This is a genomic window from Shewanella sp. SM87 (assembly GCF_025653705.1).
Classification (GTDB): Bacteria; Pseudomonadota; Gammaproteobacteria; order Enterobacterales; family Shewanellaceae; genus Shewanella; species Shewanella oncorhynchi.
This window is the reverse complement of record NZ_JAKKSC010000001.1, coordinates 227,906-249,632: the sequence shown is the minus strand read 5'-3', so window position 1 is coordinate 249,632 and position 21,727 is coordinate 227,906. Positions and strand designations below refer to the sequence as shown.

The 21,727-nt window shown below is 44.5% G+C and carries 14 protein-coding genes; 7 read left to right on the top strand and 7 right to left on the bottom strand.

Annotation, left to right across the window (positions count from 1 at the left end):
- The first annotated feature begins 71 nt into the window (after positions 1 to 71).
- The 4 genes from purL to cydX all read left to right on the top strand — a co-directional run bounded on the left by purL (position 72) and on the right by cydX (position 8,071).
- Complete coding sequence (purL, locus tag L5M11_RS01160; protein ID WP_263191149.1) at positions 72 to 3,953, top strand: phosphoribosylformylglycinamidine synthase; 3,882 nt, start codon at positions 72 to 74, stop codon at positions 3,951 to 3,953.
- Between the two features lie 1,270 nt (positions 3,954 to 5,223).
- Entirely contained in the window at positions 5,224 to 6,780 is a 1,557-nt protein-coding gene (locus L5M11_RS01155) for a cytochrome ubiquinol oxidase subunit I (RefSeq protein ID WP_028761244.1), read from the top strand.
- 15 nt (positions 6,781 to 6,795) lie between these two features.
- Entirely contained in the window at positions 6,796 to 7,935 is a 1,140-nt protein-coding gene (cydB, locus tag L5M11_RS01150) for a cytochrome d ubiquinol oxidase subunit II (protein WP_028761243.1), read from the top strand.
- A gap of 19 nt (positions 7,936 to 7,954) precedes the next feature.
- The gene (gene cydX, locus L5M11_RS01145; RefSeq protein ID WP_011788717.1) at positions 7,955 to 8,071 is read left to right on the top strand and encodes a cytochrome bd-I oxidase subunit CydX; all 117 of its coding nucleotides are present in this window, start codon (positions 7,955 to 7,957) and stop codon (positions 8,069 to 8,071) included.
- Positions 8,072 to 8,711: 640 nt separating this feature from the next.
- Here the strand turns inward: cydX and L5M11_RS01140 are convergent.
- A complete protein-coding gene (locus tag L5M11_RS01140) occupies positions 8,712 to 10,715 on the bottom strand; it encodes a methyl-accepting chemotaxis protein (RefSeq protein WP_263191119.1) in 2,004 nt (667 codons plus the stop codon).
- A 260-nt stretch (positions 10,716 to 10,975) separates the two neighbouring features.
- Here L5M11_RS01140 and L5M11_RS01135 point away from each other — a divergent pair, with 260 nt between their 5' ends.
- The gene (locus tag L5M11_RS01135) at positions 10,976 to 11,221 is read left to right on the top strand and encodes a YdcH family protein (RefSeq protein ID WP_263191118.1); all 246 of its coding nucleotides are present in this window, start codon (positions 10,976 to 10,978) and stop codon (positions 11,219 to 11,221) included.
- On the opposite strand, the gene L5M11_RS01130 is transcribed toward L5M11_RS01135, so the two are convergent.
- Together L5M11_RS01130 and L5M11_RS01125 are read right to left on the bottom strand one after the other, a co-directional pair.
- A complete protein-coding gene (locus L5M11_RS01130; RefSeq protein WP_263191117.1) occupies positions 11,206 to 14,286 on the bottom strand; it encodes an efflux RND transporter permease subunit in 3,081 nt (1,026 codons plus the stop codon). The genes L5M11_RS01135 and L5M11_RS01130 overlap by 16 nt on opposite strands.
- Before the next feature lie 2 nt (positions 14,287 to 14,288).
- Complete coding sequence (locus L5M11_RS01125; protein WP_263191116.1) at positions 14,289 to 15,395, bottom strand: efflux RND transporter periplasmic adaptor subunit; 1,107 nt, start codon at positions 15,393 to 15,395, stop codon at positions 14,289 to 14,291.
- A gap of 139 nt (positions 15,396 to 15,534) precedes the next feature.
- Here L5M11_RS01125 and L5M11_RS01120 point away from each other — a divergent pair, with 139 nt between their 5' ends.
- Positions 15,535 to 16,164, top strand: a complete 630-nt coding sequence (locus tag L5M11_RS01120; RefSeq protein WP_131523683.1) for a TetR/AcrR family transcriptional regulator — start codon at positions 15,535 to 15,537, stop codon at positions 16,162 to 16,164.
- Between the two features lie 120 nt (positions 16,165 to 16,284).
- Positions 16,285 to 17,229: an autotransporter outer membrane beta-barrel domain-containing protein gene (locus L5M11_RS01115; protein ID WP_263191113.1), complete on the top strand. Its 945-nt coding sequence runs from the start codon at positions 16,285 to 16,287 to the stop codon at positions 17,227 to 17,229.
- 12 nt (positions 17,230 to 17,241) lie between these two features.
- Here L5M11_RS01115 and L5M11_RS01110 read toward each other — a convergent pair whose 3' ends face one another.
- From L5M11_RS01110 to L5M11_RS01095, 4 genes are all read right to left on the bottom strand, one after another.
- Positions 17,242 to 17,802 carry a chalcone isomerase family protein gene (locus L5M11_RS01110; RefSeq protein WP_263191111.1) on the bottom strand — a complete coding sequence of 187 codons (561 nt, stop codon included), beginning with the start codon at positions 17,800 to 17,802 and terminating at the stop codon, positions 17,242 to 17,244.
- A 290-nt stretch (positions 17,803 to 18,092) separates the two neighbouring features.
- A complete protein-coding gene (locus L5M11_RS01105; RefSeq protein WP_028761235.1) occupies positions 18,093 to 18,572 on the bottom strand; it encodes a DUF2947 domain-containing protein in 480 nt (159 codons plus the stop codon).
- Positions 18,573 to 18,732: 160 nt separating this feature from the next.
- Entirely contained in the window at positions 18,733 to 18,885 is a 153-nt protein-coding gene (locus tag L5M11_RS01100) for a hypothetical protein (RefSeq protein ID WP_263191109.1), read from the bottom strand.
- Between the two features lie 276 nt (positions 18,886 to 19,161).
- Positions 19,162 to 21,579 (bottom strand): 6-hydroxymethylpterin diphosphokinase MptE-like protein, encoded by a 2,418-nt coding sequence (locus L5M11_RS01095; RefSeq protein WP_263191107.1) that lies wholly within the window; start codon positions 21,577 to 21,579, stop codon positions 19,162 to 19,164.
- Positions 21,580 to 21,727: the final 148 nt, after the last annotated feature.

Below are 21,727 nucleotides of genomic sequence, written 5' to 3'. Positions count from 1 at the left end.
TGACAGACATTTCCTTATAATAGCGCCACCTCTGACCCCTGCAATAATAAATAATAAGGTGAATAGACGTGATGGAGATCATCCGCGGAGCCCCTGCACTCTCGACGTTTAGGGTGCAAAAGCTGATGGAGGCCTGCGAAAACGCTGCGCTTCCGGTACGCCAAATCTATGCTGAGTATGTCCATTTAGCGGATTTGAGCGAGTTGCTCGACACAAATGAACGCCAGCAACTTGAAAAAATTCTCACCTATGGACCTGCGATAGAAGCTCATATCCCCCAAGGTTCACTCCTGTTTGTCACTCCTCGCCCCGGTACTATTTCTCCTTGGTCTTCAAAAGCCACTGACATCGCGCACAATTGTGGCCTTGGTAAAGTGAAGCGTTTGGAGCGAGGCGTTGCGTATTATGTCGAGTCAGATGCACTGACAGCGCCTCAGCAACAAGCTTTAAATGCGTTGCTGCACGATCGCATGGTTGAAATTATCCTCGATGATTTTACCAAAGCCGATGTGCTGTTCAAACGCACTGAGCCTGCGCCGTTTAAGAGCGTCAATATTCTTGGGGAAGGTCGCCGCGCACTTGAAGTGGCTAACACTACATTGGGCCTTGCCTTAGCCGAAGATGAAATCGACTATTTAGTCGAGAACTTCGTCCGTTTAGGTCGTAATCCTCACGATATCGAATTGATGATGTTTGCTCAGGCGAACTCTGAGCATTGTCGTCATAAGATTTTTAACGCAGATTGGACCATTGACGGTGAAGTTCAGCCTAAGTCACTGTTCAAGATGATCAAGAACACCTTTGAAACCACGCCTGATCACGTGTTATCTGCCTACAAAGATAACGCTGCTGTGATGGAAGGTTCGGTTGCGGGTCGTTTCTTCCCCGATCCTGATGGGGTATACAACTACCACACTGAACCAATGCACATCCTGATGAAAGTGGAAACTCACAACCATCCAACCGCCATCAGCCCATATCCTGGCGCTGCAACCGGTTCGGGTGGTGAAATTCGTGATGAAGGCGCGACGGGTCGTGGTTCTAAACCTAAAGCGGGTTTAACAGGCTTTAGCGTATCCAATTTAAAAATCCCAGGTTTTGTTCAACCATGGGAAGGTAACTATGGCAAGCCAGAACGTATCGTGAGCGCGCTGGACATCATGACCGAAGGTCCTCTCGGCGGTGCGGCATTTAACAACGAGTTTGGTCGTCCGGCACTGGTCGGTTATTTCCGTACCTATGAGCAGGAAGTCAGCAGCCACAACGGCGTTGAAGTCCGTGGTTACCACAAGCCTATTATGCTAGCCGGTGGTTTAGGTAACATTCGTGAAGAACACGTACAAAAGGGCGAAATTACTGTTGGCGCTAAGCTGATTGTGCTCGGTGGCCCTGCGATGAACATAGGTCTGGGCGGCGGCGCCGCTTCGTCTATGGCATCGGGTCAATCGAGTGAAGACTTAGATTTTGCTTCTGTGCAACGTGAAAACCCAGAAATGGAACGTCGTTGTCAGGAAGTGATTGACCGCTGTTGGCAGCTTGGCGATAAAAACCCGATCCAATTTATCCACGATGTGGGCGCGGGCGGTTTGTCGAACGCTTTCCCTGAACTCGTGAATGACGGCGAGCGTGGCGGTTTATTCAATCTGCGTAACGTGCCTTCGGATGAGCCTGGCATGAGCCCGCTGGAAATCTGGTGTAACGAATCACAAGAGCGTTATGTGATGTCAGTTGCCCCTGAAAACCTCGCACTATTTACTGCCATCTGTGAGCGTGAGCGCGCGCCTTTTGCGGTTGTGGGTGAAGCGACGGCAGAGAAACATTTAACGCTTAGCGACAGCCATTTCGACAATAATCCTATCGATTTACCGCTCGAAGTCTTATTAGGCAAAGCGCCTAAGATGAGCCGCGATGTGGTATCGGCCAAAGCCGTATCGCCAGCGCTCGAACAAAACAAGATTGATGTTAAAGAAGCGGTTAAACGCGTACTGAGCTTGCCGACGGTCGCGGATAAAACCTTCCTTATCACCATTGGCGACCGCACAGTTACAGGTTTAGTGAACCGTGACCAAATGGTGGGTCCATGGCAAGTGCCAGTAGCCGATTGCGCTGTCACTGCGGCAAGCTTTGATACTTACGCCGGTGAAGCTATGTCACTGGGCGAGCGTACACCGCTGGCGCTGCTGGACTTTGGCGCCTCTGCCCGTATGGCTGTGGCTGAATCAATCATGAATATCGCCGGTGCCGATATCGGTTCATTTAAGCGTATTAAGCTTTCTGCCAACTGGATGTCTGCCGCGGGTCACCCTGGTGAAGATGCGGGTCTTTATGAAGCGGTGAAAGCCGTAGGTGAAGAACTGTGTCCAGAGCTGAGCCTGACCATTCCGGTCGGTAAAGACTCTATGTCGATGAAGACCGCATGGCAACAAGATGGCGCGGATAAAACCGTGACGTCGCCTATGTCATTAGTCATCACCGCCTTTGGTGTGGTGCAAGATATTCGCAACACAGTGACGCCAGAGCTACGCACCGATAAAGGCGAAACGTCTTTACTGTTAGTGGATTTAGGTGCGGGTAAAAATCGTTTAGGCGGTTCTTGTTTAGCTCAAGTGTTTGGTGAGTTAGGTGATATTGCGCCGGATCTTGACGATGCTGCACTGCTGCGTGGTTTCTTCGAAACCATGCAAAATCTGGTGGCTAAGAAGTCGGTTATCGCTTACCACGACCGTAGCGACGGTGGTTTATTCACTACCTTAGTGGAAATGGCTTTTGCCGGTAATACAGGTTTAGACATAGATGTAGAAGACTTGCAGGGCACGGATTTAGAGCGACTCTTTAATGAAGAACTCGGCGCTGTGCTGCAAGTGAGCCGTGACAATGCTGCGAAAATTGCCGCTCAGTTCGCTATCGCTGGTGTGCCTTGCCATGTGATCGGAACTCTAGCCGACGATCAACGCATCACTATTAAAGATGGCGCGCGTGAAATCTTCAGTGATACCCGTGTGGCGCTGCGTACTCTGTGGTCAGAAACCACGTATCGTATGCAAGCTCTACGTGATAACCCAGCCTGTGCGCTTGAAGAGTTCAAACTTAAGCAAGACGAAACCGATTTAGGCTTAACTGTTAACTTAAGTTTTGATCCAAGCACTGATGTTGCCGCACCTTATATCCTTAAGGGCGCTGCGCCTAAGATGGCGATTTTGCGTGAGCAGGGCGTTAACTCCCACGTGGAAATGGCTGCTGCCTTTGACCGCGCCGGATTTGAAAGCCGCGACGTGCACATGTCTGACATTTTATCTGGCCGTATCAGCCTAGATGAGTTCCAAGGCCTAGTGGCCTGTGGTGGCTTCTCCTACGGTGACGTATTAGGTGCAGGTGAGGGTTGGGCTAAGTCGATTTTGTTTAATGAGCGTGCTCGCGATGAGTTTTCTCGTTTCTTTGAACGTGACTCAAGTTTCGCCCTTGGCGTGTGTAATGGTTGTCAAATGCTGTCGAACCTGAAGGAAATTATCCCAGGCAGCGAGCACTGGCCACGTTTTGTGCGTAACCGCTCAGAGCGTTTCGAAGCGCGTTTCAGCTTAGTTGAAGTGCAACAGAGCCCGTCGTTATTTTTCCAAGGTATGGCCGGTTCACGTATGCCCATTGCTGTATCCCACGGTGAAGGTTTGGCTGAGTTTGCTAGCCCTGAAGCGCTGGCGATTGCCGAAGCGTCAGGCACGATTGCGCTGCGTTTTGTCAATGGTAAGGGGGATATCGCGACTCAGTATCCACAAAACCCGAACGGCTCGCCAAATGGCTTGACTGGGATTTGTACCACCGATGGCCGCGTAACCTTGATGATGCCGCACCCCGAACGTGTGTTCAGAACAGTGGCGAACTCTTGGCATCCAGATGCTTGGGGTGAAGATAGCCCTTGGATGCGTATGTTCCGTAATGCGCGAGTGACCTTAGGTTAAGCGTTTAAAGTCAACGGCTTTTGCCTTTGTTGAGGGGCAAAAGCAGGTTAATGAAAGCGTAAAAAAGGAGCGATAATTTCGCTCCTTTTTTATATATAAAATGCATTTTATGGAAGTGATTGTATTTTAAATTATTAACGCTTATTGCAAATAATCTAATGGACTAAAGTGGCAAAATAGCCACTTTAATCGGTAAATACCTATTAATAGGTATGTTGCGCATTTGATACGGGGCGTGGTGTTTTATGGGGTTCTGGAGTTGTTGGGGGATGCTAGGGTCTTAATATAGAAAAAGCCCCCAATCTCAGGGAGATGGGGCCCGTTTTGCGCTAACAAAACTTCACATAAATGCAATTAATTTCACGAGTAATTCTGGGGATTATTTCAGCTCATTAGCTGTATAAAGTTCAACAAAAACACGCTTGTAGCTGTTAACCAGACGTTCAAATAATTTAGTCATATCGATATCTCCACACCAAAAGTTAGTACCTATGTGCGCGAAGTTGGTCTTGGCTGGGCTACGACACCAGTTCTACCAAATTGTCTCCTTAACACAGGACATATATTAAACAACTTAGGTTAGCTTCTCAAACGAGAAAAAATACAAATATTCATTATTAAAACTAATGCATTTTAGACTGTTTGATTGTGATTTTTTATATTTATATGTATTTATGTTTGATTTTAAAGGTTTTAAATTATGGAATACTTAAATTTGTGACAATATTTTTTAGTTAATTTGTTGCAACATTATTTATTTGTTGGTTTTTTGATGATTAGAGCTTATTTTTGCTGCCTAGTTAGTGAAAGTATGACTTTATATCAATTAATGGTTGCTCACTACTCTTGTTTTTATCGATTGTCAATCCTCTCTGGTGGGGAAGTGTGTGCCTCACCGCAAAACCCACCTAAACCCCTGAGTTTGATTGATTTGCATCAAAGCGAGGTGGTATAAAATAGCCACAAATGAAAATGAATAAATATCTTAACTATCTGATATTTATATCGATGAAATCATTTGATTGAGTGAGTGGTAGGGTGTCGGTCTCAGTTACTTGCGATAGTGTGACTCGCGTCTCAATATGCAACGGATATTGGTACTTTTTAGCCCTTGCTGCTTCGAACTAATGCAAAAGATTAAATTTAACGGTTTATACTGTTGTCGCAGATATAAACACAAAATGAAAACTCACTATCCTACAAAGGCACTTGCTGTGATTGACGCGGGTTTTTGTCATAGCAATTGGACGCACCAAGTAAGGAGTCACCGATGATTGTTGAAGAGGTTGTTGAGCTATCGCGGTTGCAGTTTGCGCTGACAGCCATGTATCACTTCCTATTTGTTCCCTTGACTTTGGGGTTGGCATTTTTGCTGGCTATCATGGAATCACTGTATGTGATGACAGATAAACAAATTTATAAAGATATGACTAAGTTCTGGGGTAAGTTATTTGGTATTAACTTTGCCTTGGGGGTTACCACAGGTTTGGCAATGGAATTCCAGTTTGGTACTAACTGGTCTTACTATTCGCATTACGTAGGGGACATCTTTGGTGCGCCTCTGGCTATTGAAGGTTTAATGGCCTTCTTCCTTGAATCTACCTTCGTGGGTATGTTCTTCTTCGGTTGGGATCGTTTCACTAAGCGTCAGCATTTAGTCGTGACTTGGTTAGTGGCCTTTGGTTCTAACATGTCGGCATTGTGGATCCTAGTGGCAAACGGTTGGATGCAAAACCCTGTGGGTTCAGTGTTCAACTACGAAACCATGCGTATGGAAATGACCAGCTTCGCTGAGGTTGTGTTTAACCCTGTCGCGCAGGTTAAGTTTGTTCACACCGTCGCTTCGGGTTATGTGGCGGGTGCCATGTTTGTACTGGCGATCAGTGCTTATTACATCCTCAAGAAACGTGACTTACCTTTTGCCCGTCGCTCATTCGCGATTGCGGCAAGCTTTGGTATGGCGGCGATTCTGTCGGTTATCGTGTTAGGTGACGAATCTGGCTATAAAGTGGGTGAAGCACAGCGCGTTAAGTTAGCAGCGATTGAAGCTGAGTGGCATACCGAGCCTGCTCCAGCAGCCTTTACTGCTGTCGGTTTTCCGAATCAAGAAACCATGAAAACAGATTTTGCAGTCAAAATTCCTTATGCGATGGGTATAGTGGCAACACGCTCGTTGGATGAAGAAGTGACTGGTATTCATGACTTGATTGCTGAGCATGAAGTGCGTATCCGTAACGGTATGAAAGCCTATGCCATGCTAGTGAAACTGCGAGCGGGTGAAGAAACGCCTGAACTACGTGCTGCTTTTGAAGAAGCGAAAGTCGACTTAGGCTACGGTTTCTTACTGAAACGCTACACAGACAAAGTGGTTGATGCGACTGAAGAGCAAATTAAAGCAGCAGCTAAAGATTCTATCCCGAACGTAGCACCGATTTTCTGGAGCTTCCGTGTGATGGTAGGTCTAGGCTTTATCATGTTGTTCGTATTTGCTGCGGCATTCTGGCAAAGCACACGTCATCAAATTGCCGAGAAAAAATGGGTACTTAAAGCTGCACTTTATAGCTTGCCATTGCCTTGGATCGCGATTGAGTGTGGTTGGTTTGTGGCTGAGTATGGTCGTCAACCTTGGACGATTTCTGAGGTACTACCGACCTTTATGTCTGCGTCAAGCTTAACGACTGGCGACTTATGGTTCAGTATCCTTTCTATCACCTTGTTCTACACTGTACTGCTGGTGATTGAGATGTTCTTGATGTTTAAGTTTGCCCGCATTGGTCCGAGCAGTTTGAAAACTGGTCGTTATCATTTCGAGAACCTAGAAGCCTAAGCAGAGGATTTCATTATGTTTGATTATGAAATATTAAGAGTTATCTGGTGGGCTCTGATCGGCGTACTGTTCATCGGATTTGCGGTTACTGATGGTTTTGACATGGGTGTCGGTGCGTTACTGCCAATTATAGGCAAAGACGATACTGAACGCCGTATCATGGTTAACACTATTGCTCCCCATTGGGACGGCAACCAAGTGTGGTTAATCACAGCAGGCGGTGCGTTATTTGCCGCTTGGCCTATGGTGTATGCAGTGTCTTTCTCTGGCTTCTATGTCGCCATGATGTTAGTGCTGTTTGCCCTCTACATGCGTCCAGTCGGATTCGATTATCGTTCTAAAATCGAAAATCCAAAATGGCGTAAGTCGTGGGACTGGGCTTTGTTTGCCGGTGGTTTTGTACCTCCGCTAATCATAGGCGTGGCCTTTGGTAACTTGTTGCAAGGTGTGCCTTTTGAATTCGACGAGTTCCTACGTGCGACTTATCATGGTGGTCTGTTCGGCCTGTTGAATCCTTTCGGTTTGCTGGCAGGTCTTGTGAGCGTGAGCATGTTTATGATGCAAGGCGCTTCTTGGCTACAAATGAAGACTGACAGTGAGCTGCGTGTTCGTGCTGCGAAAGCCACGCAATTCTTCGCACTGTTAGTGGCTGTGTTGTTTGCTGCTGCGGGTGTGTGGTTAGCCAATGGTATTGATGGTTATGTAGTGACTTCAGTACTGGACCATAATGCGGTTTCTAACCCAGCCATGAAAACCGTCGCAATTGAAGCGGGTGCTTGGCTTGCCAACTATGACAAATACCCCATCACTATGCTGTTCCCCATCTTAGGTGTGGCATTGCCTCTGCTAGTGATTTTGGTTAGCCGCTTTAACCGTTCAGGTTTTGCGTTCCTATTCAGCTCACTCACTGTGGCTATGGTGATTTTGACTTGCGGTGCAGCAATGTTCCCATTCGTCATGCCATCATCACTTAACCCTAACGTCAGTTTGACTATGTGGGATGCAACAGCCAGTAAAATGACCTTAGGTGTTATGACTGCTGCTGCAGCGATTTTCGTACCTATAGTGTTGAGCTACACTGTCTGGACTTACTACAAGATGTTTGGTCGTATCGGCCGTAAGCATATTGAAGATAACAAAGCCTCACTCTATTAGGCATTAAGGAGCATCTGCTATGTGGTATTTTACGTGGATATTAGGGGTTTTGTTGGCCTGTTCTTTCGGGATTATCAATGCCCTGTGGCTTGAAAATACAGAGAACATGGACAGATCGGCAGAAGATGCCGAGTAACGTCTAAACTCGATTTAAAAACCTCGCATTAGCGGGGTTTTTTATTGGGATTTTTTGATGGGCTGAGGTTATTTTAGTTTGAAGTAGAGCTGCGTTATTGTATTAGGCCAAGCAGTTAACTTCGCTGCAGAGTGGTGGTATAACTGCAGCGAATAGGCCTGATATCATCGCTTTTTGATTGTGCTCTCTGCAGATGCTTGCTCGCATGGTTTAAGATATTTTCTCCATTTCTCCATTACTCCATTACTCCTTTACGTCAGGATCCTAAATCAAAGTCCCAAATCCCTTTCTTAAATGTTGCTCCTATCGTTTTGATGTAGTGCTGTTATAAAAAATGCCGCCCAGTTAGGGCGGCATTTAACGTTTGATAAAGCACTAACTCTGTATCTAACCTGAACTCGGGATAACGAGTGTCGAAAAAATCTAAATTTAACAAATAAAATCAATTACATAAAATTATTCGTTTAAAGCGAAAAATCTATTTCCTGACTGAATGCGCAGATTTTTGCGCATATCAAGGCGCTCTGTCGTACGCCATAGCGAGCTATGGTTAGACAGAGCAACGCAGAGAGGCCCGAAAAGATGTCTATTCAGCGGCTCTGCTTATCCCGAGCTCAGGTTATCTAAGTCCGTATTTGAGTTATGCCTTAAACTGGCTTATTTGGCGTTTTAAGGCGGCGGCTAAGGAAGACAGTTCATTGGCAGAATGCACTGTTTCAGTGGCACGGTGCTCGCCTTCGTTAGCGAGTTCGCTGATCTGATGCAAATTGTGGGTTATCTCTTGTGCAACACTGCTTTGCTGCTCAGTAGCCGAAGCTATATTGCGTGAGCTAATCGCGAGTTCGCCAATCCTACGGGTGATTTCCTTCAGTTGTTCACCCGTTGCTTCACCCTGTGCTGCAGATTCCATTCCTAATTGATGACTTTGGCTCATTTGTTCTGTGGTACTTTTCACTTGAGTTTGCAGCTTTTCAATTGTTTGGCCAATTTCTACAATGGATGACTGGGTCCGCTGGGCGAGAGTCCTCACCTCATCGGCAACGACAGCAAAGCCTCGACCTTGATCGCCTGCGCGCGCCGCTTCAATCGCTGCATTTAATGCGAGTAAATTAGTTTGTTCGGCAATGCTGTTAATGACTTCGGTCACCTTGCTGATCGCTTCACTTTCATGGCTGACTTTTTCAACCGATTGATGACTGTTGCTGAGTTGCTGACTGAGTTTGAGTAAATCCTGCACCACTTTCGTCTGTTGGTTTTGACCTTCTTTGGCTGCGGCATCCACTTGCTGGCTTTGAACTGCGCCATCTTGGGCATGATTAGCCACATCACGGATCGAGGTCGACATTTCTTCGATGGCAGTTGCGATTTGATCCGTTTGTAGCATTAGGGCTTGAGCTTCTTCACCATTTTGCTTCGCGATACTTTGTGCCTTGGAGGCCTGTTGCTCTAGACTCATGACTGAATCCTGCAATGCAATAATCAATTGCCTGAGCTCTGAGGACATAGTTGATACGCTGGTCGTAATTCGATCCACTTCGTTTTGACTCTGTGGTTCTGATGGCGCTAAGTGATGGCTAAAATCGCCACTGCCTAAATTTTCCATATGCACTTGGAGGGCATGCAAAGGTTTGAGTGCGCGAATTAAGACAACTGATAATAGCGCTGTGATCAGCGCGATCCCTGTGATAGCAACGATGGCGTTGATGGTGAGCAATTGCATACTTTCTTCATTAAGCTCACTTGCTTTGACTTGACCCACTAGCACCCAATTCCAGCCTGTTACGGTTTGGCTATAGGCAAACATGGGCTCATTTTTACTATTGCTGTAATGGGATTCCGCATCATTTTGGGTGGCATACGCAACACTTAAGCCATCAAGCATACTTTCGGTGATGATGTCACCTGCGTTGAACTTAGGATGGGCGACTAACACATTGTCTGCTTTGCGTACTAATAGAAAATGGCCACTTTCTTCTAAGGTGATTCTGTTAACTGCTTCTTGTAATTGTTTTAAGGAACTGGTGATGTCGAAGCCAATATACAAGATACCAATAACTTTGCCCTGTGTGTCTTTCACTGGACGATAGACTGTCATGTAGTCTTTGCCGAAAAGTTTGGCATAACCTTCGTATTCATTACCGCTGAGCAGCACTTGATAGCCTGGATGTGTTTTGCCAAGGGAAGTACCTAGTGCACGGCTGCCATCGGCTTTTTTGAGCGAAGTCGAAACTCGCATAAAGTCATCGCCATCACGCACAAATACTGTAGCGGTACCGCCAGTTAGATTAGCAAAACGATCGACTTTACTTTTTGATGAGTTCACTTGTTCTTGTTCATGCATTAGGGCTGGAGAGCCTACTCCCATCACATTGACAGTTTTATTTTGCAGACTAAATTGTCCAGGATACATTTCCTTAAAAACATCGGCGTTGCGTCTCGCAAGCTGCAGAAGACTATCGTACTGCAGCTCTAACATGTCTGAAACTGCACGCATTTCAGATTTCATGGCACTGATACCTTTATCTTCTAATACATTTGAAGCGGCTTTATAGGAGACGGTACTCAATACGCCAAAGATGAGAAGAGTGAGAATAAACGCGAGGGCGCCAATTTGTTTTGCAATAGGCCAATTTTTATAATTCATCGTAAGATCCTATAGGTAACGGTTACATCAATGTAGCCTAAGTTTTACTCTGTAGTCTTGATGTGGGTCTAAAACTTCTGCAATTTTAAACTCATTTCGTTGATATTTTTGCAGTTTTAGACTTGGACTCATCAGCTTATTTTGCAGAAATGTTAGCAGATAACATGCCCAAGTACTGGCTGTATTCTGAAGGTATAGACTAAGCTGCTTAAGGTGAATGGAGTTCATAGTGTTAGAACCACATTATAGGAGAAGTGTATATGCTAGGTGAGAATCATGCGTTGGTTTATGAGTTTCCTGATTTTGTCGAACAAATTAAGCATTTAAAAGTCAATAATACTGCCTTCGCGACCATGGCTAGTCGTTACCATGAGCTCGATAATAAAATTAGGGCGCTGGAGTTAACAAAAGTGCCCACCGCCGATGAGCACTTTTTAGCGTTAAAATTAGAGCGATTAAACCTTAAAGATAAACTGTACCAATATCTAGTTCATGATGCGATTTGAGCTTGAATCGCGGATGGGGTGTTTGCCGTACGGGTTTTCATCAGCAGCAAATACATGGTTGGAACCCATACCAGAGAAAGTAAAGTCGTCAGCAGGGTGCCGCCCGCGATAGCAATGGCAAAGGGAGGCCAAAACCCGCCGCCAGCAATGATGAGCGGAATAAAACCGCCCACGGTGGTAATGGTTGTTGAGCTGATATGACGACCACAGCTGCTGACGGTAGAGACTATGGTTTCCATATCGCCGAGCCGAGCGCTCGGCATATCTTCTAGTTCGGCCAAGATCACAATCGCAGCGTTAATGGCAAGTCCCATTAATCCAAGTAGTCCTATGATGACTGGGAATCCAAATGGGTACCCGAACACAAACACGGCTAATAGGCCTAGTCCTGCTGATTGTATCGCGCTCAATAGAATAATCGCTGTGAGCCGAAAGGAGTTAAACGACAATACCACAGTGGCTAATAACAAGGTGACGACCAACATCATATTGGACAGTAAATTACCGACTGCTTCGTTACGCTTAGCGCTTTCCCCACCGATTTCAATGCGATAACCCGATGGCAACGGTAATTGAGCCACTTTATCTTTGACATCATTAAGTACTTGAGCAGGTAATACCCCACTGACGATGTAGGCTTCTATGGTATTAACCCTTTGGCCGTTGCGCCTTGGAATGGCGCCGCGGCTCACTTGCACTTCGTTGTGGGCGAGGGCGGATAATGCAACAGACTCACCCGAAGGTGTCATTAATTGAATTTCAGAAAGGCGGCTCACCTGCTCGCGACTGTCATCAGCAAGGCGAACTCGTACGGGTAAGGATTCTGTTTGCTCAAGCACGCTACCACCGATAACGCCTGTGGTTGACATTTGGATCTGTTTGGCAATGTCCGTCAGGCTTAACCCACTCATTAGACTGGCATCTTCATTTACCTGTAGCCACAGCTTAGGTGCACCGGCACTTAAGGTTGCACGTGTGTGAAGTACGTCCGGCGTTTGCGCGAGAATATTACGAACGTCGTCGCCCAATGATCGCAAAGTATCTAGATTCGGGCCGAAGATCATTAACTCCACTGGCGCATTAAAGGGCGGGCCTTGCTCGAGTTTTCGTACTAGTACTTGCGCTTCGGGAAAAGCGCTATCAAATTGCTGTTGTAATTCGGGGATTAACTCATTGGCACGCTCAAAGTCAGTCACTTTTACCATGGCTTGTGCATAGTTAGTCGCCCCTTGTTGGCGCTGCGTCAGGTTGTAATAAAATGAGGGCGTATTACCGCCGACCACCCAATCGACTTGAGTGATCCCTGTGACTGCGTGGAGTTTTTTATCCATCAACTGCACTTGGTTCAAGGTGTTTTCTAAACTCACATGGGGCGCAAGATAGATTTCAATTTGGAACATGTCCCTGTCCGATGGCGGAAAGAATTGCTCTGTCATCTTACCCGAGGCGAAAAACCCTAATACTGGTGTAATGCCGATAAGCAGCGCGCTGACGATAGGGCGTTTAAGGGCAATTCTCAGGCTCGCTTGAAAATATTGGCTCACTAGCGGGAGGTTGATCCCGTGTTGGTACCAGACATCCTGTTTTCCTTCATGACTAAAACGTCCCGCGAGCCCTGCAATTAACGTATGGGAAATCACGTAAGAGCCCAGCAGCGCAAACATCACTGACATGGCAATGCCACCGACGAATTCCCCCGCAGCACCGGGCATGAGTACTATGGGCGCAAAAGCCAAAATAGTGGTGATAGTCGATCCCGCTAAGGGCAGCCAAAGGTGGTGTAAGGTTTCGCTCACTGCGGCTAAACGGCTCATTCCTTGCTGACGCCTTTGCGATATGGCATCGACAATCACTATCGCATTGTCCACCATGATCCCAAGGGCGACGACGAGTCCTGTCACCGACATTTGATGTATCGGCAGGCCGATATATTTCATGCATGCCAAGGTAAACAGCGCTGTGAGCGGCAATGAAATCGCCACTATGATGGCGTTTCTTAAGCCTAGGGTGAGGAGTAATACCAGCAAGATGATGACAAATCCTTGCAGCAGGTTAACCACTAGCCCGCCAAGTCGTTCGCTGGTGTAACTGTTTTGCTCGAATAGCCATTGGATCTGGATATTGGCGGGGACGTCGCGATTGAGTTCGTCAACGACGTTATTGACTAGCGCTTGCCAAAGATCAACACGGGTATTATCGATCATTCGTACTGCAACCATTACGCCTTGTTCACCATCGACTAAGGCTATGCTATCCGCTGGGGTTTGAGCTTGGCGAGTCACAGTGGCTATGTCGCCGAGGCGAATAATTTGTCCTTGGCTATCAATTTTAAGCGGCACTTGGCGAATACGGGTTAAAGAATCAAGCTCGCCGGAGACTTCAACTAAGGCACGAAATTCACGGTTGTTGATTTCACCGGCAGCAATTTTACTGTCGGCGCCACTGAGAATATGGGCGATTGAAGCAGGAGAGAGCTGTAACTGGCTCATCTTGTTACCATCAAGCTGCACTAGCATTTCTTCGGTCGGTGCGCCGTAAAGTTTGACAAAATCCGTGCCCGATAACAGCCTGAGCCGACTCTGTAATTCTTTTGCGTAGCGGTTTAGCATGTCGACTTGTACGGGCGTATTACTATTCCACACTAAACTTAAGATGGCGGTGTAGGCATAACCAATTTGATCATCGAGTGTGGGAGATTGTATGCCCTCAGGTAAATTAATTTTCGCATCGGCCAATAAATCCCGCGCTCTAGACCATACGGGAGCCGTTTCTTTAACTGTGTCTTTCAATTCTAACTGTATAACTGAAATCCCTGGTCGAGAGGTTGATTGGATCAACTTAATTTCTTCCAAACGTCTGAGCTGGTTCTCAATGACTTCAGTCACTAAGGCTTCGACCCGCTCGGCTGAGGCGCCAGGATAAGGGGTGATCACAGAGGCGAAACGGTTAGTTATGTGGGGATCTTCAGTACGCGGTAGGCTCGATATCGCACCAAAGCCTGCGACAAGTAATAGCGCAATAACGAGGCTGACTAAGCGGCCGTTTTCAACAAAGGCTTTAATCATAATTACCTCGTGGCTGCAGCAATGGGAGATACAGTTTGGCCGACGACCAGCTTTTGCAGCCCTTGACTTACATAGATTTCATTAGGCTGAATCGCGCCTTGAATGTAGGCCATGTCTTGGGTGGTGTAGAGGATTTCCACATCGCGGCGCTCTATGATGGATTGCTGTTCATAGTTTGCGATGACATAGAGATTCCATAATCCACGAATACCATCCGTCAGTGCGGAAATGGGTACCCAGTAGCCCGGTTGCGGGATTTGCTGTTGTTGATGCAGATACGCAATTTCGCCATTGATTACATGTGCATCTTGGGGCAGGCTTATTCTCAGTTGTAGGGTACGACTGATGGGATTGACTTCAGCGCTAATACCGGCGATTTCAGCAGTAAAGGTTTGATCTCGTACACTAACTTGCACTTGCTGTTTGGTGTTAAATTGTTCTGCTAGCGCAACAGGAACACCAATATAAGCTTCAGGATTGATGTTACCCACTAAGGTGAAGATAGGACTGCCTGCGGCAATCACTTCGCCAAGATTATGTAGCCTTTGGCTTATGGTACCGTCAAAGGGAGCTATTAAAATGGATTTGTCGAGCTTAAGTTGGTTGGCATGCTGCGAGGCAAGTAGACGGTTTTTCGCTGCGGCTAAGCTATTTAATTGTGAGCGGTTTTCATCTAATAGCTGCTCAGAGACATAGCCCGATTTTTTCAATTCTTGATTACGTTTTAGAGTGCTGGTGGCCAGATCTACATCGGCTTGGGTTTGTGCCAGACTTGCTTGGATCTCTTGACGCTCGGCTTCGAGTAGTCGGGTATCGAGAACTGCAAGTATTTGTCCTTGCTTAACTTTACTCCCAGAATCGACCAGTAAATTGTTTAACTTTCCTGCTAGTTCAAAGCCTACACCTGTGGTGTTACCTGCACGGATAGTGCCAGTGAAGGTCTGAAAGTGTTCATAACTTGGGGTCTGGATCAACGCTTGGCTTGTGACTGTGGGTAGCGTGGCTGTCGTAGCGTGTTCGGTGACTTCCTTTTGACAGGCGGATAATGTGGCTAAAGCAAACACGCAGACGCTAAGAGTGCGCCAAGAAAGTCGGGCAGTTCGATCCATTTTAAAGGCTTCCGCTGTAAGTTAAACGTTAATACTATGTAACTAGACTTTCCAGTCTAGTTGTACGAAACTAGACTGTCTAGTCTATTTTGTGCTTAACTAATGCCAATTAATTATGTCTATCTATTTGAGAGTTGATATGACGCATTCCTCTGAGACGCAATTACCTTTGAGCCGTAGTGAACAAAAACGTCAGCAAGTCCTTGTGGCTGCTATTGATTTGTTTTGTCGTCAAGGTTTCCCTCATACCAGTATGGATGAGGTTGCAAAGCTTGCGGGCGTGTCGAAACAAACCGTATATTCCCATTACGGCAGCAAAGATGAATTATTTGTTGCGGCAATTGAATCTAAGTGTGTTGGCCATAATCTTAATGATGATTTGTTAAGTGATCCCACTAAGCCGGAATCGGCATTAACCCAATTTGCTTTGCAATTTGGGGAAATGATCGTCAGTCCTGAAGCTATTACCGTATTCAAAGCCTGTGTGGCGCAATCCGAAAGTCATCCTGAAGTGTCGCGATTGTTCTTTGACGCGGGCCCTAAACACATAGTGGGCTTATTGGCGGATTATTTAGTCGCTGTAGAGGCGTTAGGGCAATATCGATTTGGTAATGCTCACCATAGTGCAGTGCGTTTATGTTTAATGCTGTTTGGTGAGCTAAAACTTAAATTAGAATTGGGGTTAGCGGCCGATGAGCTTTTTGACGACAGGAATCATTATATATTGGGTTGTGCTGACATGTTCTTGAGGGCGCATAGGGTAGAGTAAAGGCTTGTTTGTTTCAAAGGTATTAGTTTGTATCTTCATTTTGAAAGTGTGAACCTTTTTATTCAATAGCGCGTATTATGCACAAAAATTTATCCATTATTTTAAATGCAAGGAGCTAGCGTGGCTAATCGAAAACTCGCACCATTAAGCGTAAAACAGCGGTTGCTGAAAGGCAGTTTGTTATTGTTACCGTTAATGAGCTGTGCCGCTATTGCAGCGGATAAACCTTCGCAGGAATACAAACCTTTTAGATTAAGTGTCACGCAGATCAGCACCCAAAGCGCCGAGGTAGCTAATGGCAATACTGAGCTACAAAGGGACAGCTTATTACTGAATGCTGGGATGAATGTATCACTGGATAAGCAATGGTCGCTAGGCTTTCGTGTGGGCTATGACCGACTTGATTATGACTGGCGTAACATCACGCTTACTGGCGCAAACAATGTCGCACCGCTGTTTGGCACCGACGGACAGAATTGGGATCATATTAATCGTTACCGTGCCGGAGTGTCGTTAAATTATCGCATGGATAAACATTGGGCCTTCTTTTTAGCGCCGCAGATCCAATATGCCTACGCCGATACTGCATCGGCTAGCCAAGCTCAGAGTTACGGTATTGTGGCATCGGCCATGTATGCATTTGATTCGGGAAACATGATTGGCTTTGGCGTCGCGTATCTTAATGATATCGATGAAGTTCGCACTGTGCCTTATCTTGCCATGCGTTGGCAGATAGATGAACATTGGACACTGGCTAATCCATTCCAAGCTGGTTTTAGTGGTCCAGCAGGACTAGAGCTCAGTTATCAATTCAATCCTGATTGGAATATTGGTTTGGGGAGTTCACGTCGTACTGAGCGATTCCTTATTGAGGATGATGATATTGCTGTGGAAACGAACGAATGGGTGAGTTATCTGCGTGGCGGTTGGCGAGCAACGCCTTCTTTAACTGTAAATCTCTATGCTGGTTATTACTTTGATGGTGAGTTAGAAGTGACAAATCAAGCCGCGCTTGAAATGGATAACCAAGGCGCAGCGGCCTTGGATATCGAATTCAAATTCTAACGTTAATGTCAGTTATTTGCCCAGCATGGCCTCTTTGAGGCTTTTCTGGGCTGGCTTATCACCTAGCCAAATTTTTAACAGTGCTTGACGGAACATTTCACCTTCGATGGTGGCTTGTTCCTGACCATTTTTATAGGTTGTCACGCCACGGGCTTTATTGGCGACTAAGGTAAATTGGTCACCTTCTTTAATTTCTTCCTTAAACAGCGCCATAAAGGTATCTATTTGCGGTTGAATATCGGCGGTGTTTTCTGCCGTCGCTTGCTCAAAACCTTCAGTGATCGCATCGCGCATTTTTTCTGAGGTGATCATGCCTGAGGTAATGTTAAGGCGGATTGCCGCAATTGGTGCATCAATAACCGCAGCCGAACTATTCAATGCTGCTGGCAAATACAAACTACCTACGTATAAATCCATAAAGAACTTACTGCGAACGCCCGCGCCATTGAGCTGTAATGTTTGGCTATCTAATGTCACTGTCTCGGCGACTTGCACTCCTGAGACTTCTTTGGCCATTAATGTGTGGGGTAATAACAGCGCGCTTGCTAGGGTAAGAGTGGAGAGTAACTTCATAATACACCTCATTTTTCTATTTTAATTATTGGGTTTTAAGCAGATTTTTATGAGTATTTACAGCAAAAAGTTGACCCAAACTTCTCAAATACTCGACACCGAAAACGGATGTTAATCTAAAGAAGAGGGGAGAGATAGGCTAATTGTGCTTAAGTATCTTTCGAGTATGGCATACTCATCATTAAGTATGAGCATGCCAACAAGATGACTCCTCGCGCTAAACTATTGCGTAAAAGTGTTGGCGTAAAGCTATCGATGGGAAATCATCAGCGTTAAGCGCCCTGTATAAATTATCCGCGAGTGCCTAGCTTGTATTGACCACTCTGTTCGAACATCACCGCTTGTTTCTGTTTTGGCGAGATCAAAATGGGACCGTCGTCAAAGAAAAGAAAACACTTCCAATTGCGGACGAACACATCCCAACGAGTTTCAATAATCTGATATTTTTCATAGCAAAAATACACCGGCGTCTCATCGGGCCATTGTATAAACTCAGCTAACATGGTGGGTAAACTGCTATCTTCACTATCCCAAGCGCTCTGCCAATGATCTGTTTCCACCCAAGCATCAGCCTTCGCCGCCCAATCTCCCTTAGTAAATTGCTCCGCACGACTACTCTTGTTGCTGATCCATTGATTCCAGATTTCCATCGCACTTTTATCTGTTAACGGCAGGATGTGCGCCTTGTCCTCGTCGGTGACAGGCAAGTCTTTGTGGTTGAAAATCCACTTACGGCGGTAAGTTTCTAAAGGTATATAGGTATGAGCCAAACAAAATCTCCTAGGATATGCAGATGAGCAATGCTGAAACGAGGCTAATTATACGGTCTAGCGAAGTAATAGTGAAATCACCGAACACGAATATGCGAGTTCGGTGATCTTGAGCGGGTTTATCCTCGGGCAGTTAAAGGTATTTTGCTCGACTCGTTTATCATTTAGCTAAAATCCATTGCTGGTCCACTGCAATATTTCCAGCTAATGCGCTGGCGGTTGCAAAAAACAAATATTCATTACAGTGCTCTTGTTCTAACTCATAGGCGTTTTTCCATTCAGGAGTGAAAACAGCGCAAAAAATCATCGACATCGCAAAATACTTCCACTAATTTATGCATAGGCCCTCCGGTGTGATGGGGTTTCTCTTGGTCGAAAGATCCGATCACTTGGAGGGGCATTAGTTCAATGTTTGGTTACTTAGACCATCAATGGCGCTGCGTATTATCAGTGGTGCTACAGCTCAAAGTGACATCGTTCTGGGTGCGACTAAACATATCGTTCATCTAATTCAGAAAAACAATAAAGTCGACTGACGATCCAAGTTATGAAGGTGTACTTCGGCGAGCACTTATTCTAGAGCTCAAATTTATGATTGTAACAAGTGCATATATTTTAGTGCAACTCGATTTTCAGGATCAACTTGTAGAGCTTGATAAAATGTGGTTTTAGCGTTTGGTAGATCGTTTATATCTATCATAAATACGCCTAGTTTGATCCATGTGGATACATCATTGGGGTATTTTTCTAAATAATCTAAGTACAAATTAATAGAAGCTTGAAGTTTACCTTGAATTTTTAATATATGGGCATGCTGAGGAATGTATTCATCAATATTTTCAGCTAATCTAGCGATAGCTGATTCAGCAATTTCAATATGTCCTAGTTTTAATGCTAGTATAGATATCTGCTTTAGCTCAATTTCTGATTTCAAATCATCACCGAGCTTGATTAAAACTTGAAGGGCCTCATTATCTTTTTTCTCTAAAAGTAGCTGATGACTATATGCAAGATGATAAAGACGCTTAGCTGCTTCATCTTTTTTAGCTAATTCCTTTAAATTTAATGTCATCTTGACCAAGCCAGTATGATCATTGTCTCTAATAAGCACAATAATCTTTTCGAAGACATTCTCCATAGAGGCCGACTCTTTGACGTTCTCTATGTATTCCTCTGGTATAACCGTGAGTTGTTCTTGGTATTCATCGCGAACTGATTGTATAAGATGGCAATATTCTTCCAATAATTGAGCATTCTGCTTAAATTTTTGATGCTCTTGCCAATTTTGATGATTTTCTAACCATATATTGATGCGACCATGTTGTTTTTCAGTACGCCAAAATCTTACTAGAGGTTCTAGATCGGTGTTTTGAGATAGTTCATTCACTCTATGAGTTAATCTTGCCTGACTATCATGAGCTAATTGTATCAATTTCTCTGCGATACTGATAAATGCTTTATAGTAGTTTTCGGTCATATCTAACACATGTAAAGTATCCCATTCCTCGGTTTTTTTGGTGGTTAGAAAGGCAGAAAACTCTGAAAAACCATAGGTTTTGATTAATTTAACTATACCAGAGTGACTTTTATTTATTTTTTTATCAATAAAATCAATCTTATTAAATATTTTTTGTACTGCATGAGGTGGTTTTGTTTGATTTTTAAGTTTTTTGCTTAATTCTAAAATATCCTTAGATAAAGTGATAATATTACTAAGTGTAGTGATTAGTCCGTTAATTTCTTTTTTAGAAATAAGATTATCTTTCTTTTTATCTTCCAAACTAAAATAAGGGACACAGTCAAGTAACTCAAGTGGAGAGGGTTCTTCGGTCTGTAGGTTTATATTTTCTGTATTTTTATATTTCATGCCTTTCACTTTAGCGGCATTCAGTGACAGATTGATAAACTCAATTTCAGGATTTATATTAGCTTCCACAGCTAAAGCTTCAATAGCCAATTTTAGTTGGGTAACAGTTTCAGCTTTTTCTCCTCCATAGGTATCTATCCATTCACCCATGATCCCCAAATTAGGTCCAAGGGCCGATTCAACAGAATCTTTGGTATGTGTAAAACCTGTGTTGGTGAAACATAAATCAACTCCCGTGAGTAAAATGCTTGAGAAGCCCATCTTAGTTGCCAGATGAACGGCAGCATTAGTTACTGTTGGTCCTATTGTTTCAATATTTTCTTTGTCTTCCAGTTGCCAAGGATATTTATTATCCATGAAAAGGTTTTTTCCTTGCCATTGGCCTAGGAGCCTGGAATTCACATGAAAAGAGTTTACAAATAAACTGGAATTTGCAAGGGGCATCATATCTCTATTGACTTCAAAACTAAAATCATATGGATCTACTGATACGATAATATGAGGCGTGATCCCAGCTTTATACAATTTACCTGCAATACGTGATACCGCAATGATAAAGAGATGCTTAGAGTAAGATCGTATCCAGTCTATGTGATCATCTAATGAAGGGCCACCTGCAACGATAAGACAAGTATGCCCGGTGAATCTATTTGCTAATAGGGATGCTGGAAGCATATTTTCAGAAATATTTTTAAATTGTTCTTCAAAGTATTTTTTTTGGGATGAGTTTACTCTTTGCTCTAAGTAGCCAGCCTCTAGAATTTTGACAATTTGAGTATTAAGAATACTGTATTCTGGAAGGTGGCTTGATGTCGCGCCTAAGCTTCGATAATGCTTAAAGTGACTTTTAAGTATATAGACTCCATATGTATCAGAGGAGAAATTCTCTTGGAAGTCTTCATAATTATAAATAAATAATTGATTTTCTATTTCTTTGGGGATATCAATGTTCAGGAGATTGAGTACCTCATTTAATTCAACAAAAATAAAAATGCTGCCCTTAGGTATGCCTTGTTCAAGAAGGTAGTTTACCAGCAAACCAGAGTCTAATCCGGTAACGACTTGTAACATATCTTCTTTGGCGAAGTCATTTTTGAATTTTTTATCGTATTGAGTTTTTGAATCAATCGATTCAAACATACTCCGATTCACACTTGGGAGATAATACTCATTAAATCGACTGATAGAGAAAGTGTTTTGTATATTGGATTTATGTAAACTCATCAGTTCCTCGTTAAAATCGATTTTTCTATGAAAATTAATATAGAGATAAAATAATATTCTATAT

Excerpts from the sequence above, each read along its gene's own strand:
- purL (WP_263191149.1), top strand. The coding sequence starts at position 72 with ATGGAGATCATCCGCGGAGCCCCTGCACTCTCGACGTTTAGGGTGCAA.
- L5M11_RS01155 (WP_028761244.1), top strand. The coding sequence starts at position 5,224 with ATGATTGTTGAAGAGGTTGTTGAGCTATCGCGGTTGCAGTTTGCGCTG.
- cydB (WP_028761243.1), top strand. The coding sequence starts at position 6,796 with ATGTTTGATTATGAAATATTAAGAGTTATCTGGTGGGCTCTGATCGGC.
- cydX (WP_011788717.1), top strand. The coding sequence starts at position 7,955 with ATGTGGTATTTTACGTGGATATTAGGGGTTTTGTTGGCCTGTTCTTTC.
- L5M11_RS01140 (WP_263191119.1), bottom strand. The coding sequence starts at position 10,715 with ATGAATTATAAAAATTGGCCTATTGCAAAACAAATTGGCGCCCTCGCG.
- L5M11_RS01135 (WP_263191118.1), top strand. The coding sequence starts at position 10,976 with ATGCTAGGTGAGAATCATGCGTTGGTTTATGAGTTTCCTGATTTTGTC.
- L5M11_RS01130 (WP_263191117.1), bottom strand. The coding sequence starts at position 14,286 with ATGATTAAAGCCTTTGTTGAAAACGGCCGCTTAGTCAGCCTCGTTATT.
- L5M11_RS01125 (WP_263191116.1), bottom strand. The coding sequence starts at position 15,395 with ATGGATCGAACTGCCCGACTTTCTTGGCGCACTCTTAGCGTCTGCGTG.
- L5M11_RS01120 (WP_131523683.1), top strand. The coding sequence starts at position 15,535 with ATGACGCATTCCTCTGAGACGCAATTACCTTTGAGCCGTAGTGAACAA.
- L5M11_RS01110 (WP_263191111.1), bottom strand. The coding sequence starts at position 17,802 with ATGAAGTTACTCTCCACTCTTACCCTAGCAAGCGCGCTGTTATTACCC.
- L5M11_RS01100 (WP_263191109.1), bottom strand. The coding sequence starts at position 18,885 with ATGTCGATGATTTTTTGCGCTGTTTTCACTCCTGAATGGAAAAACGCC.
- L5M11_RS01095 (WP_263191107.1), bottom strand. The coding sequence starts at position 21,579 with ATGTTTGAATCGATTGATTCAAAAACTCAATACGATAAAAAATTCAAA.